A 12,499-nucleotide genomic window follows, 5' to 3' on the forward strand; every position below is an offset into this window, starting at 1 on the left:
AAGGATGACGGCATCCAGCGACAAAATCATCGAAGGATCGAATGGGCCCCTCCACCCGGATCGCGGCCATAGGCCGATCTCCTCTCTCACTGGCCCTGAAGATCTCTCATAAAGGGAAGAGTATTATCATAGGTGAGGGGCAGTAGGCGGTGATGATCCTGAGCGGGGTTCCAACCGTCGCCCTCATCCCGATACTCTCGGCAGACCAGATCAGACTTCTCGCCGCGGTCATGGTCCCGATCCTCCTCCTCTACCTCTTCATCCTGATCAGCGAGGAGGCCTTCGAGCTCACCGGCATAAAGATCTCTCACGCGTTTTTTATGACCTTCGGCGCCCTGATTGGGAGTTTCATCGACATCCCCCTGGGGATGATCGACGGGGTGACCCTCGCGGTGAATGTCGGTGGGTGCCTCGTCCCGGTCGCACTCTCCGCCGAGATCCTGATCAAACGGAGGGTGAGCCCCCTGCCGGCCGTTCTTTCGGTGGCGGTGGTGACCGTGGTCTCATACTATTTCTCCTTCCCTATCGCGGGCGAGGGCATCCTGATGCCCTTCTACATCGCCCCGCTCGTCGGGGCGGTCGCCGGAATCCTCTTCACGCGGGCAGGGCCGACCGCAGGTGCCGCTGCCTATATCGGGGGGACGATGGGCACACTCATTGGGGCCGACTTTCTCAACCTGGCAACTCCCGGAACAATCGAGGCGATCGCCGGAGGTGGCCCGGCAGTCCTTTCCATCGGCGGGGCGGGCGTCTTCGACGGGATCTTCCTCACCGGGATCCTCGCCGTCTTCCTTGCGACTCTGGCCGCACGCCGGATCAGACGCTCAACAAAAGACCCGGAGGCACCTCGACACGAATAAATACTCTCTTCTCATTTTTTACGCATAATGGAAGAATTCGAGATGGAGATTGTAGAAATAAACCCGAAGGAATGGGGATCTTTTGTCATACGAGGACTGGCCGCGATCCTCTTCGGGGCGGTGGTCCTTCTCTGGACCGAGATCACCCTCGAAGTCCTGATGATTCTCTTCGGGCTCCTGGTGATCGTCTACGGCGTCACGCTCGCCGCCTTCGGCTCAACACGACCGGTCGGAGAGACGAGGACGACTCTCACCATGCTCATGGGCGTCCTCGTCGTCGTCCTTGGTATCGTGGCGGTCACGATGCCGTACCTTGTTGCAGCTATCATCGTGAGCGTGATAGGCGCACTTGCCCTCATCATGGGTGCCGCCGACCTCGGTATCGCCATCTTTGCGCTGGAAGAACTGTCCCACCGGGTTCTCCTCGCGCTCTCCGGGATCCTTTCCATCATCCTCGGTGCGCTCTTCCTGATCTACCCGCTGATGGGGGGGATCGTCCTGGTCGCCCTGTACCTTGGGATCTTCGCCATCCTCTCCGGGATCCTCTCGGTCGCCGCCGGGATCGCCCTCAGGGGGCAGGCGAAAGAGGCCTGAGTCACTTTTTTAAGAGCGTAAAGAGAAAAACGGCCCTCTCTGATCTGGAGGGGCCGTGCGATCCAATCTCTCTATCCTGGGTTCTGTTGAATTCGGCATGACCCCCGAGTTCAAGCATACGTGATGAATATCTCTCGTTGCAGTTCTCCTGAGTGCAGAGGGATACTTCATTCCTCTCCTCGCAACAGGGCACCTGAAGGATACTGTTCAATTGCTGCCCCCCGGTTATCTTCATCCATGGGGGGTCCGAGGGGCAACGCCCCCCGGTGCGAGACGGCGGTGAAGATTCTACGATCGGGGCGGCACGTCTGATCTTCCGCGTCCGGCGCCTTCCAGTGATGGATGATATGAAATTCCAGCAGGAGGAACCCAAAAGAAGAGCGGATGATTTACCCCGGCCGGGGCGCTGTGCCTACAGGTCTGAAGCCTGAAGATCACAGGAGAGGCAGGCATCTGCCGGCGCCTCTTCGTCCATCACCCGATAGGCATCGGCAAGAACCGAGGCGTTGGACGCAAGGCCGGAGATGAGGATCGTCTCAAGGATCTCATCGCGAGTCGCACCCTTGGCCATGGCCGCCTGGATGTGGTACTCCACGCAGTGGCGACACTTAAGGGCGGCGCCGACGGCAAGGCTGATCAGTTCGATGCACTTGGGGTCAAGGTGACTGGTCTCAAAAACCGAGTTCTTGTACAGCAGGTGGGAGATCAGGACTTCAGGCCGCTCTCCCATCCGCTTGAGGATCAAGGGTGCCCTGCCGAACTCCCCCTCGATCTCAGAAAGCCAGCGTGCTGCAGTCTCCGCGGTGCCCTCCTTGAGGATGGCGGCGAGTTTCTCTTCGTAGTCCATCGTCACACCATGAGATTGGTTTCTGAAAAGGGTTTAATCCTGACCCATATGTAGTTGCGCATCCGTGACGGGAGCACCTCGGCGACATCCCCGACGGTCACGCCCCCTTCGATCTCAATCTCCTTGAGTGACGGTGCATACTCCTCGTACGGAAGTTTCACCCGCAGCCCCGCGATCTGAACCGTGACCGGCGTCGGGTGGGTGACCATATGGACCACAGGCAGTTTCTCCAGGATCACGTCCCTCAACCTGGCCGGCGAGACCGAGAGCGGATCCTTGGCGATCGCCTCCCGCCGCTCGTCGAGCGCCCTGGACACCTCGTCGACCATCGTGTCCAGAGTCGCAAGTTCTTCGGGCTTCTTGGTCCGGTGCATGCACCGCCCCAGGCCCCCGACATATCCCTCAACCGGCGGGTCGACGACCGCCTTCAGTCGCTCAGCATCCGGAGTGCCGGTCAGGACGATCGGGACCGTGATCCCCAGGCGCAGGGCGGGAAACTTCTCCTTGATGCAGGCCTCAAAAGAACCGAGCACATAGACCGCAAGGTCGTGCTCGTTGATCACGTCCCGCTCCTCGACATTGAGGTTTGCGATCCGCTTGCCAAAGCCCCGGGCCAGGCCGACCATATTCGTCTTCGCCCCGGCCCGCCTGAGATACTCGGCCACATCGCAGGAGGCATGGGGAAGGTGATGGATCTCAAGACTCGGCGAGACGACGGCGATCTCGGTGCCCACCAGCGGGGCGACGATCACCTCGCCGCCGAGGGGTTTGCCCACCTCCCGGATCAAGTCGACGTCCTCTCTCGGAACCAGGCACTGGAGGACGACCTCCTGGGCGATCATGTGTTTCTGGACAATATATCCGCCCAGATCTTCGATGAGGTCGACGACCTCGTCGTGGCGGTAGACTCCACCCTTGTAGGTAATAGGAACAAAGATCACAGCACCACCCCGATCTTCTTCAACTGGTCGGCGACGACGGTCTCGACCACCTCCTCGGGGAGGGTGTCCTCGCTCGCCACATAGTAGAAGACCCCCGCCCGGTGGTACTGCCGGCGGACCTTGAAGCCCTCGGGGGCGATGATCTGGAGGGCGTAGACCAGATCCTTATACAGCCCTTCCTCGGGATCGGCAATGGCGATCTCCTCGATCCCCCGCGGGTTCTCGCCGGCGGGCACCGTGACCAGCACCGAGAAGCGGTCGGGCTGATCGACATGCTCCTTGCCGTAGCGTCCCCAGAGGGCTTCGAGCATCGGTGCAAGATAGTTCTCGTTCCCGATCGAGAGGACCGCCCGCCCCTCCTCGTCCACGTTCACATCGGCGGCGTCCCGCACCCTGACCAGACTCCCGATCGGGTGGGTGGTCCCCACCGCCACGAAGAGCGGTACCCCGGGGTCGACGAAGATATGGATCTTCTGGACGATCCTGACCAGGTTGAGGTCAAGGAGGACGTCGTTGGCGACCTCCTCATAGGCCTGCTTTCCCCTCTCCTCGGGAGACTCGACCACGAAGTACTCGATTGCCATCTACTCTCCCCTGATATACCCGGAGGCGAGGAGCGCACTTCCCACCGACCCGATGTACTGGGAATGCGGCGGTACGACGATCTCGGTCTGGAGGAGTTCACCCATCGCACGGACCAACCCCTGGATGAGCGAGGTGCCCCCAACCATGATCACCGGCTCCTTGATATCCACTTCCTGGAGCTGCTGTTCAAAGACCTGCTCGGCCACCGAGTGACAGGCCGCGGCGGCGACGTCCTCGCGGGCGCTCCCCTCGGCGAGGGCGTTGACCAGACTCTGCGTCCCGAAGACAATGCAGTACGAGTTCATCGGGACCGTGTTGCCCATCCCCTTCATCGCGAGGGGACCAAGTTCGGTGATGTCGACCCCGAGCCGCTTTGCGGTCATCTCAAGGAACCGGCCCGACGCCCCGGCGCAGATCCCGCCCATCGTGAAGGTGCCGGGGATCCCGTCCTGGACCGAGATGGCCTTGTTGTCCATCCCGCCGATGTCGATGACCGTCGCCGGACCGTGCTGCCGGTCGGCAAGATAGACCGCACCCTTCGAGTTGACGGTCAGTTCTTCCTGAATGAGTTGCGCATTGAACTTCTTCCCGATGAGATAGCGGCCATACCCGGTCGTTCCGATGGCTTCGATATCGTCTAGCCGGAGACCTGCTTCCTGAAGCGCAAGGTCGACGACCCCGTCGGCACTCTTCAGCACCTCGGTGGTGGGCAGCCACCCGGTCCCGACGATCTCGTTGTCCTTCATCACCACCGCCTTGGTGGTCGAAGAACCTGAATCGATCCCGAGGGTGATCCCTTCCTGCACCTCTCGGGCAAGCAGGGCCCGTCGCCTCGCGATGGTGGTGAGGGCCTCCATCCTGGTGAGGAGAGTGCCCGAGGTCGTCCGTTCGGTGAAGGAGTACGAGACCACCGGGAGGGCCGAGTTCTCGTGGATGTACCGGCGCAGTTCATTCCTGACGATCGCCGCCTCCGCACACCTGAAACAGGTGGCGATGAAGACGGCGTCGGCGTCGATCCGTCCTTCGACCAGGGCCTTTGCCCGGGCGATCGCGAGTTTGAGGTCAGGACTCCTCACATCGAGCCCGAACTCGGAGAAACCCTGCTGCACGTCGGAGAGGGCGATGTCGGGGAAGAATACCTCGGCGTCCACCATCGAGGCCGCATCGTAGATCTCCTTCTGGACACCCGAGTATTCGGGGCCACAGGAGAGTTGGGCGATCCGCACCTTCTCGGTCACGCCGACTCCTCCATCTTCAGTCCGGTCAGGAACTCTTTGACCGCCGCGACAAAACCGACGCCTTCCTCGTCGCTCGTCGGGTATGCAACATCGAGGACCGGGATCCCTTTGTTTCTGAGATGGAACTGGATCAACTCGTTCGTCCTGGCACATCCCATGCACCCGAAGGCATAGTCGGGGTCTTTGATGATGATCGCCGCCTCGGCCTCCTCGATGAGGGGGCCATACACGGCCATCCGTCCCCGCACCCCTGACGGCACCTCGACCGCCGCCCATTTCAACCCTTTCTTCGGTTCTTCCGGGGTGATCTGGAGCGGGGGGCTCTCAAACCCGGGGGTCTGAATCCGTTCTCGTATACCGATCGCCGATCCCAGGGGCTCGTGCCCGAACCTGGCGACCATATCGGAGAGGATGAGGCTCGTCGCCGGATAGATAAACACCTTCACCATTCTTAGGGCTCCTCTGCTTCGATCAATTCCTTCAGTTTCTTCAGGTCGAGCGGGTGTGCCCGCCCTTCTTCCGGCCGTCTGGCAGCGGCCTTTCCTGTTTCTTCGGCGTCCATCCGGGCCACGCGCTCAAGCCCGTGCGAGATGTACCTGACCCGCTGCATCTCGAACTCGTGCCCGAGATACCCGGGCCGCGCTCCGCCCAGGTTTGCCCGGCACCGGCGCTCGTCGCCTGGCGGAAAGCCCCGGTCCTTGATGAATATATGCGTCGGATCGAACTCCCGGATCGCTTCGATGAGGGGTTCGACCTCCTCAGGTGTTCCGGTCACCTGGAGACCAAAGCAGGTCTCCTTGATCATGACCCCTGCAGAGATCTCATAGGCCCTCACCGCGAGATCCTTGGCGGTGAGGAGCGGCGACTCGACGAAGACATACTTCGTGACCGTCCCTTGATATTTCGGGATGTACTCAGCCATATTTCCGCACCTCCCTGATATAGACCTTCTCTCCCTCGGTAAACGCGGTCAGTTTCTCCATGTCGAGCACCCTCCCGATGATGTTCGTGCCGTCAAAGGGTTCTGAGGTCGGCCCGAACTCCGAGTTGTCGCTCGCCCGAGCCCCGACCATCCCCACACCCCGGCGGGACTCGTTGGTCATTGCAAGCAAACCGGCGGGCACGAGATCGTGCGGCGTGTTCTCGGGGATGATGTTGATCTTCTTTTTGATCTTCGGCTTGAAGAGGACGACGTCCTCGAAGGCGAAGATGACCGGCATCGATCCGACAAAATGAGTCTTCAGGCCGGTGGCACGCCTGAAGATGTCGCAGGTCAGAGGGGCGGCCTCATCGTCGAGGGTGATGGTGACGACCTTCTCCACCGGCAGGACCGAGAGGGTCACCGCCCCGGCGGCAAGGGCCTCGAGGGTGGTCCCGGGGTTCTGCCCCACGACCACGAGGTCGTCGCCCTCACCGTCCAGCGTGACCTCGATCCCGCGCCTCTCCGCGATGGCCAGGGCATCGGAGAGGGAGAGACCCACCAGGTCGAAACGCGGCGGATCAACCGAGATCGCAAAACGCTGTCCTTTTCCTGCGAGTTTGACCAGTTCGATCCCGTGGACGACCTGGCCGACAAGGGTGTGGGCCGGATGGCTCGGTACCTCCTCGCGATAGATATAGACCGCACCACGGGAACTTCCGGCCGTCCGCACGGTCACCGCACCCTCGTGTCTGGGCCTCGTCAGGTCTGTCGGGACATCCATCGGGACCATCGTCTCGTCCCTGATATGAGTGCTCGCCGCCCGCCCGACCGAGAACGAACCTGCCTCAAGGGAGAGGAGGAGGTGTTCGACACTCGCGGCGGTGGTGGTGTCCGAACGTCCGTCGGCAAAACCCTCGGCACTGATCTCGACCCTGGTGACAACCTCGGCACCCTCCTCAAGGGGAGTCGCCGGATCGGCGGTCACAAAAGAGGTGGTGCGGTCGGCCCAGGAGACGATGCGCTCGATCCCGGTGATCTCGTCGCCCTGGGTCCAGTGGTCGATGACACCCCGACCAGAGACAACATGGCCGATCACCCCACCGTCGGCACCGGCCCCGAAGTCGGCCCGGTGATCGGTACGGCAGAAGAGGAGGAGCGACTTCACCGGGTCGTATCCGGCACACCCGAGAACCACGTCCCCGCGGCCGTACCGGTGAGGAGTGCGGTCAGGTTTCACTCCGGAGACAAACGGTCCGAACGCGGCGGCATATCGGTCGCTCCACCGCAGGACTCGCGGTCCGGCCTCGCGCAGGGCCGCACCGTCGCCAAAATATTCAGTATAAAGAGGGGTGATCTCGACCACGACCTCGCCGGCCGTCGTCATAAAGCGGATATGCTCGGTCCGGGCCGCTTCACGGGTCGCCGGCCTGATCACTGCGACGACGAACTCCCGCTCCCGGTCAGGGAGGAGGTCGCCGAGCGTCGCGCCCTCCGGGAGATCCACCTGCCTGCCGTCAAGCAGGATCTGCATGCTCTTCTCCTCCTTTATGTCGTGGGCTTGCCCATAATCTCGCGTTCTTCCTCGGTCAGTCTGGCGAGCACTTCCTCGGGTTCGCCGAGGGCGATGATCTTTCCGCCCCGCATCAGGGCGATCCGGTCGCAGATGTCGTGCACGAACTCCATGTCATGCGAGACCACGATAAAGGTCTCGTCCATCTCCTCGCGGGCATGCATGATCGAGTGCTTCACGTCGACCTTGGTGATGGCGTCCATCGTCCCGGTCGGTTCGTCCAGGATGACGATCCGCGGTTCTCTGATCAGCACCTGTGCCAGGGCGACGCGATGACGTTCACCTTCGGAGAGTTCGCTCGGCCGGCGGTCCAGGATATCCCTGCTCTTCTCCTCAGGGAACCCGGCCATCTTCAGGGTGATGACCGCCTTCCTCACTGCAAGTTCCTTGGGGAACTCAAGCCCGATGGCGTCGGTGAGGTTGTCGAGGACCGTCCGGTGGGGATAGAGATCATACTCCTGATGGAGGAGCCCGATATAGCCCTTGGCCCGACCGCGGAACTCGATGCCGGGTTTGGTCATGTCCACCCATCCCTCGCCGATCCGCACATTCATCTCGCCGCCGGTCGGTTCGATGATGCCTGAGATCATCCTGGAGAGCGTGGTCTTCCCGGCGCCGCTCTTCCCGATGATCCCGAAGACCTCCTTCTCCTTCACCTCAAAGGTGACGCCGTCGACGGCCTTGACCATGCCCCGGTCGACTGAGAGATAACGCTTGATGACATCTCGCGCCACCAGCACGTTTTCACCGAGTTCGGCTTCCTCGTACGTCTCGGTGTCGGAGTAACCCTCCATGAAGCGAGCAATGACCTCTTCAGGCTTACCGAGGATCTCGATCTCACCGTCCTTGAGCATGATCGCCCGGTCGGCGACGTCTTCGATGACCTGGGAGAAGTGTGAGGTGACCATCATGCCCATGTCGTTCTTCTCCGCCGCCCCCTTGAGCATCCGGTGGACCAGAGCCGCCGTGCCGGGATCCAGGGTGCCGGTCGGTTCGTCGGCAAAGAGAGTAAACGGTTCCTTGGCAAGTTGCCTGGCAAGCACCACCCGCTGCTTCTCGCCGCCGGAGAGGTCACGGGCGATGTGCATCATCCGGTGGGAGAGACGGACCTCGTCGAGGAGGTCGGCGGCGCGGTTGACCGCCTGCGCCGGGGGATATTTGATGTCCTCAAGGGCATGGAGGACATTCTCGATTACCCGGTCGTTCCCGTACAGCGCAAAGGTACGCTGGAACATGATCGCGGTCCTCGCCATGACCCGCCTCTTCATCGGTTCGTTCTCGGGATCCCAGAGGTCGACGTCGACCGGAACCATCGTCTGGCCGCACTTCGGACATTTCTCTCCGGCCTTGCTCGGGACATCCACCCATCCGCACCCGTCACAGGCAGCGACATGGTAGATCACCTTTCCTTCTGTCGGAGGTTGATCGACGCCCCTGATGAGGTGGAGGAGGACCGTCTTCCCCGATCCGCTCCGGCCGATGATCCCGACGATCTCTCCCTCCTCAACCTCAAAATTGATATTGTTGAGCGCCCTCTTCTCTCCAAAATCCATGCAGAGGTTCTCGACTGTGATCAACGCGGTCATGCTCTACTCCTTTGATTCCTCAAACGTACTCTTGAGGTCAGACCATATTATCCTTTATATTGAGACAATATCACCATCAGAGAGTTCCTGCACAATTGGAACGACTTCCCTGACATTTTTGATGATATAACCGGCCGCTCGCGTCAGTTGCTCTGGCTTGTCTCTCGACTGCTGTTCTGAAAGAATACTGACGTCTGCCCGCCTGAACGCCTTCAGGTCGTTGATACCGTCCCCAACCATCACTACTGTCTCATAGCACTCCTGGAGATCCTCGACAAGTTGTGCCTTGAGCGTGGGTGTGGCGATCCCGTGGACCTGGTCACGCGGGATGCCGAGGTGATCGGCGATCCGTTCGAGTTTGGCGGCCCGGTCACCAGAGGCGATGTAGGTCGCGACCCCCAGTCCGTGGAGTGCCTCGATCGTCTCTTTCGCCCCCTCGAAGGGTCGCCCGCCGGCGGTGACCGTGAACTCGATCCCCCGCTTCGAGAGGTTGAGGATGGCGCCCGAGTCCATCACTACAAGATCCTCCTCCTTCATGATTCCCCAGACGTCCCTGATGCAGGCCTGGAGATCCCCGACCAGGGCCTCGCGGTCACCGTACAGCAGGGATGCAAGTTCTTCGTGCGGCGTGACCTGTCGGAGACAGGAGACCCCGAAACCGACATTCCGCTCACAGAGATACTCGGAGAGGAACTGATCGTCGGGTGCTCCCATCACGTCCCTGCTGTGGGCGTTGAGCGCGATGAGCACCCGGGCGGGATCGCGGCAGGTGAGCAGGGTCGTCTCGACGTCGGGGAGGACTTCCCCGGTCCCGACGTCCCGTGCCGTCCGGTAACTCCGCAGGAGGGTGCCGGCACTGTCAAATACCACTGCAATGCTCATGATACTCACAGGTTAACCTTATGTGATGGGATATTCATCTACTCCCATTAAGTATGTTGCTGAACGAGACCGCCGATCAGATCCGATCGATGAAAATCCGGGGCGCCGGACGGATCGCCCGTACGGCGGCTGCCGCCCTGAGAGACTATGCAGAAACTTTTGAAGGTTCTGATCTCGGATCATTCAGACATGGTATGGACGAAGCGGCCTGCACCCTGCTGGCCACCAGACCGACGGCTGTCTCCCTCCCCAATGCCGTCCGCTTTGTGATGAAGGCGATGGACGGGACAGGCACGGTTCCCGAAGCACAGAGTGCGATCACAAAGGCGGCCGACTCCTTCCTCCTCTCCTCGAAGCATGCGGTCGAGTGGATCGGCGAGATCGGTGCCCGCCATATCTCGGACGGCGACGTCGTCCTCACCCATTGCAACTCGGAGGCGGCCCTGGCCTGCATCCTTACCGCTCACCGGCAGGGCAAAAATCTGGAAGTCTTTGCAACGGAGGTGCGCCCGAGAAATCAGGGGCTGCTCACGATCCGAACCCTGAACGATGCCGGCGTGAAGACAAACTATATCGTCGACTCGGCGGTCCGCTCCTTTATCAACGATGTCGACCTGGTCATCACCGGGGCTGATGCGGTGACGGTGAACGGGGCGGTGGTGAACAAGATCGGCACCTCCCAGATCGCCCTGGCCGCCCATGAGGCGCGGACGACGATGCTGGTGGCGGCGGAGACCTACAAGTTCGCGCCACGATCGATCCTGGGGGAGCGGATCGAGATCGAGGAGCGGCAGACCGACGAGGTGCTGGACCCCGCGGTGGCGGCGACGCTCCCGCATGTGCGGGTCAGAAACCCGGCCTTCGACGTCACACCGGCACGGTACGTGGACGAGATCGTGACCGAGATGGGGGCGATCCCGCCGACGATGGCCTATATCATCATCAGAGATCATCTGGGCTGGGGGATCGAGGAGTTCCACAAGGATTTTGAGTTTAACGAGAGAATGCAGGAGTGAGAAAGATGCAGGACGTTACCGCAACCTACTATTTCCGGCCGCGGGCCGACACCACGCCCGAACAGGCGGCGCAGGCGATCGTCGAGGAGGAGACGACCGGGACCTGGACCGACATCACGACCACCACCGAGTACGTCCGCCGTCTCGACGGGGAGGTGCTCGCCCTCGAACCTTCAGGCAACGGGTATGTGACGCAGGTTCGGTACCCGGCCGAGATCTTCGAGGCGGGCAATGTCCCGCAGTACCTCTCGGTGATCGCGGGCAACCTCTTCGGTCTCGGACGCCTGGAGGCGGTGAGGCTCCTTGACGTCGACTTCCCCGAGTCGCTGGTCCCGTTCAAGGGCCCGAAGTTCGGGCTCGAAGGAGTGAGAAAACTCATCGGGACGACCGACCGGCCGCATGTGGGCACGATCATCAAGCCGAAGGTCGGGCTCAACCCGAAGGACACCGCCGAGGTGGCTTACCGGGCGGCGATCGGCGGGGTGGACCTGATCAAGGACGACGAGACCCTGACCGACCAGACCTTCTGCCCGCTCGACGAGCGTCTCCAGGCGGTGATGGAGCGACTCGACGAGGCGAAGGAGGAGACCGGGCGGCAGGTGCTGTATGCGGTGAACATCTCCGCAAGAGCAGACGAGATCGTGGCGCGGGCCGAGCATGCTCTGGACCTGGGAGCGAACATGCTGATGATCGACGTGATCACCTGCGGGTTCACCGCCCTCCAGGCCCTGGCCGAGGCGCCGTCGGTGAAGGTGCCCATCCATGTCCACCGCACGATGCACGGGGCGATCACCCGCAACCCCGAGCACGGGATCGCGATGCGCCCGATCGCACGGATCGTGCGGATGCTCGGCGGCGACCAACTCCACACCGGCACGGTCTCGGGCAAGATGAGCCATGACGTCTCCGAGTTGAAGGGCGACAACCTCGCCCTCACCGAGCCGTACTTCGGGCTCGAACCCACCTTCCCGGTGGCGAGCGGCGGCCTCCACCCCGGCAAGGTGGCGGCAGAGATCGAAAACCTCGGCACCAACATCGTCCTCCAGGCGGGCGGCGGGATCCACGGCCACCCGGAAGGCACCGAGGCCGGGGCGAGGGCGATGCGCCAGGCGGTCGATGCGTTTATGCAGGGGATATCTGCGGAGGAGTACGCGAAGGAGCACTACGAACTGGCGCGGGCGCTGGAGAAGTGGGGGAACCGGTGAATCTCTAAGGTTCCCTTTTTTTGCGGGAGATGTGGCCGCTCTTTTTTTGATTTTTTGACTCTTTTGAATCAGGCATGAGCCGATAGCATACCTCAGGCATACACGATGAAAATCTCATGCCGCAGATCTCCGGAGCATGGAAGGATCGATCCTTGATCCTTCCCCCTGGAACAGGACAAATGGTAGAGACGCTGTTCCATCGCCGCCCCCCCTATCTTCACCGTGGGGGGTTCCGGGGGGCGCTTGCCCCCCG

General features: G+C 61.7%; 13 protein-coding genes. 4 read left to right on the forward strand and 9 right to left on the reverse strand.

Going from position 1 to position 12,499, the window contains the following annotated elements:
- The first annotated feature begins 152 nt into the window (after positions 1-152).
- Both RJ40_RS06575 and RJ40_RS06580 read left to right on the forward strand, forming a co-directional pair.
- Positions 153-860 (forward strand): DUF1614 domain-containing protein, encoded by a 708-nt coding sequence (locus tag RJ40_RS06575; RefSeq protein ID WP_265582549.1) that lies wholly within the window; start codon positions 153-155, stop codon positions 858-860.
- Positions 861-902: 42 nt separating this feature from the next.
- The gene (locus RJ40_RS06580) at positions 903-1,454 is read left to right on the forward strand and encodes an HdeD family acid-resistance protein (RefSeq protein WP_265582550.1); all 552 of its coding nucleotides are present in this window, start codon (positions 903-905) and stop codon (positions 1,452-1,454) included.
- A gap of 412 nt (positions 1,455-1,866) precedes the next feature.
- Here the strand turns inward: RJ40_RS06580 and RJ40_RS06585 are convergent, their stop codons facing one another.
- Genes RJ40_RS06585 through RJ40_RS06625 form a run of 9 tightly spaced genes read right to left on the reverse strand, consistent with a single transcriptional unit; the run spans position 1,867 to position 10,025 of the window.
- Entirely contained in the window at positions 1,867-2,301 is a 435-nt protein-coding gene (locus tag RJ40_RS06585) for a carboxymuconolactone decarboxylase family protein (protein WP_265580065.1), read from the reverse strand.
- A gap of 2 nt (positions 2,302-2,303) precedes the next feature.
- Positions 2,304-3,242 (reverse strand): methanogenesis marker 7 protein, encoded by a 939-nt coding sequence (locus RJ40_RS06590; RefSeq protein ID WP_265580066.1) that lies wholly within the window; start codon positions 3,240-3,242, stop codon positions 2,304-2,306.
- Positions 3,239-3,826, reverse strand: a complete 588-nt coding sequence (locus tag RJ40_RS06595) for a methanogenesis marker 17 protein (protein WP_265580067.1) — start codon at positions 3,824-3,826, stop codon at positions 3,239-3,241. The genes RJ40_RS06590 and RJ40_RS06595 overlap by 4 nt, the downstream gene beginning before the upstream one ends.
- Positions 3,827-5,065, reverse strand: a complete 1,239-nt coding sequence (locus RJ40_RS06600) for a methanogenesis marker 15 protein (RefSeq protein WP_265580068.1) — start codon at positions 5,063-5,065, stop codon at positions 3,827-3,829.
- Positions 5,062-5,514: a methanogenesis marker 5 protein gene (locus RJ40_RS06605; RefSeq protein WP_265580069.1), complete on the reverse strand. Its 453-nt coding sequence runs from the start codon at positions 5,512-5,514 to the stop codon at positions 5,062-5,064. Before RJ40_RS06605 ends, RJ40_RS06600 begins: the two co-directional genes overlap by 4 nt.
- Positions 5,515-5,516: 2 nt before the next feature.
- The gene (locus RJ40_RS06610; protein WP_265580070.1) at positions 5,517-5,987 is read right to left on the reverse strand and encodes a methanogenesis marker 6 protein; all 471 of its coding nucleotides are present in this window, start codon (positions 5,985-5,987) and stop codon (positions 5,517-5,519) included.
- Entirely contained in the window at positions 5,980-7,518 is a 1,539-nt protein-coding gene (gene mmp3 / locus RJ40_RS06615; protein WP_265580071.1) for a methyl-coenzyme M reductase-associated protein Mmp3, read from the reverse strand. The genes RJ40_RS06610 and mmp3 overlap by 8 nt, the downstream gene beginning before the upstream one ends.
- A 14-nt stretch (positions 7,519-7,532) precedes the next feature.
- The gene (gene atwA, locus RJ40_RS06620) at positions 7,533-9,143 is read right to left on the reverse strand and encodes a methyl coenzyme M reductase system, component A2 (protein WP_265580072.1); all 1,611 of its coding nucleotides are present in this window, start codon (positions 9,141-9,143) and stop codon (positions 7,533-7,535) included.
- A gap of 54 nt (positions 9,144-9,197) precedes the next feature.
- Positions 9,198-10,025 (reverse strand): HAD family hydrolase, encoded by an 828-nt coding sequence (locus RJ40_RS06625; protein ID WP_265580073.1) that lies wholly within the window; start codon positions 10,023-10,025, stop codon positions 9,198-9,200.
- A 53-nt stretch (positions 10,026-10,078) separates the two neighbouring features.
- Between RJ40_RS06625 and RJ40_RS06630 the strand changes: the two genes are divergently transcribed.
- Both RJ40_RS06630 and RJ40_RS06635 read left to right on the forward strand, forming a co-directional pair.
- The gene (locus RJ40_RS06630; protein ID WP_265580074.1) at positions 10,079-11,041 is read left to right on the forward strand and encodes a ribose 1,5-bisphosphate isomerase; all 963 of its coding nucleotides are present in this window, start codon (positions 10,079-10,081) and stop codon (positions 11,039-11,041) included.
- A gap of 5 nt (positions 11,042-11,046) precedes the next feature.
- Positions 11,047-12,246 (forward strand): RuBisCO large subunit C-terminal-like domain-containing protein, encoded by a 1,200-nt coding sequence (locus tag RJ40_RS06635; protein WP_265580075.1) that lies wholly within the window; start codon positions 11,047-11,049, stop codon positions 12,244-12,246.
- Positions 12,247-12,499 lie beyond the last annotated feature (253 nt).

This window comes from Methanofollis aquaemaris, from assembly GCF_017357525.1.
GTDB classification, from domain to species: Archaea; Halobacteriota; Methanomicrobia; order Methanomicrobiales; family Methanofollaceae; genus Methanofollis; species Methanofollis aquaemaris.

Coding starts and splice junctions, on each gene's coding strand:
- RJ40_RS06605 (WP_265580069.1), bottom strand. CDS start 5,514: ATGGTGAAGGTGTTTATCTATCCGGCGACGAGCCTCATCCTCTCCGAT.
- RJ40_RS06585 (WP_265580065.1), bottom strand. CDS start 2,301: ATGGACTACGAAGAGAAACTCGCCGCCATCCTCAAGGAGGGCACCGCG.
- atwA (WP_265580072.1), bottom strand. CDS start 9,143: ATGACCGCGTTGATCACAGTCGAGAACCTCTGCATGGATTTTGGAGAG.
- RJ40_RS06595 (WP_265580067.1), bottom strand. CDS start 3,826: ATGGCAATCGAGTACTTCGTGGTCGAGTCTCCCGAGGAGAGGGGAAAG.
- RJ40_RS06630 (WP_265580074.1), top strand. CDS start 10,079: ATGTTGCTGAACGAGACCGCCGATCAGATCCGATCGATGAAAATCCGG.
- RJ40_RS06610 (WP_265580070.1), bottom strand. CDS start 5,987: ATGGCTGAGTACATCCCGAAATATCAAGGGACGGTCACGAAGTATGTC.
- RJ40_RS06580 (WP_265582550.1), top strand. CDS start 903: ATGGAGATTGTAGAAATAAACCCGAAGGAATGGGGATCTTTTGTCATA.
- RJ40_RS06635 (WP_265580075.1), top strand. CDS start 11,047: ATGCAGGACGTTACCGCAACCTACTATTTCCGGCCGCGGGCCGACACC.
- mmp3 (WP_265580071.1), bottom strand. CDS start 7,518: ATGCAGATCCTGCTTGACGGCAGGCAGGTGGATCTCCCGGAGGGCGCG.
- RJ40_RS06575 (WP_265582549.1), top strand. CDS start 153: ATGATCCTGAGCGGGGTTCCAACCGTCGCCCTCATCCCGATACTCTCG.
- RJ40_RS06625 (WP_265580073.1), bottom strand. CDS start 10,025: ATGAGCATTGCAGTGGTATTTGACAGTGCCGGCACCCTCCTGCGGAGT.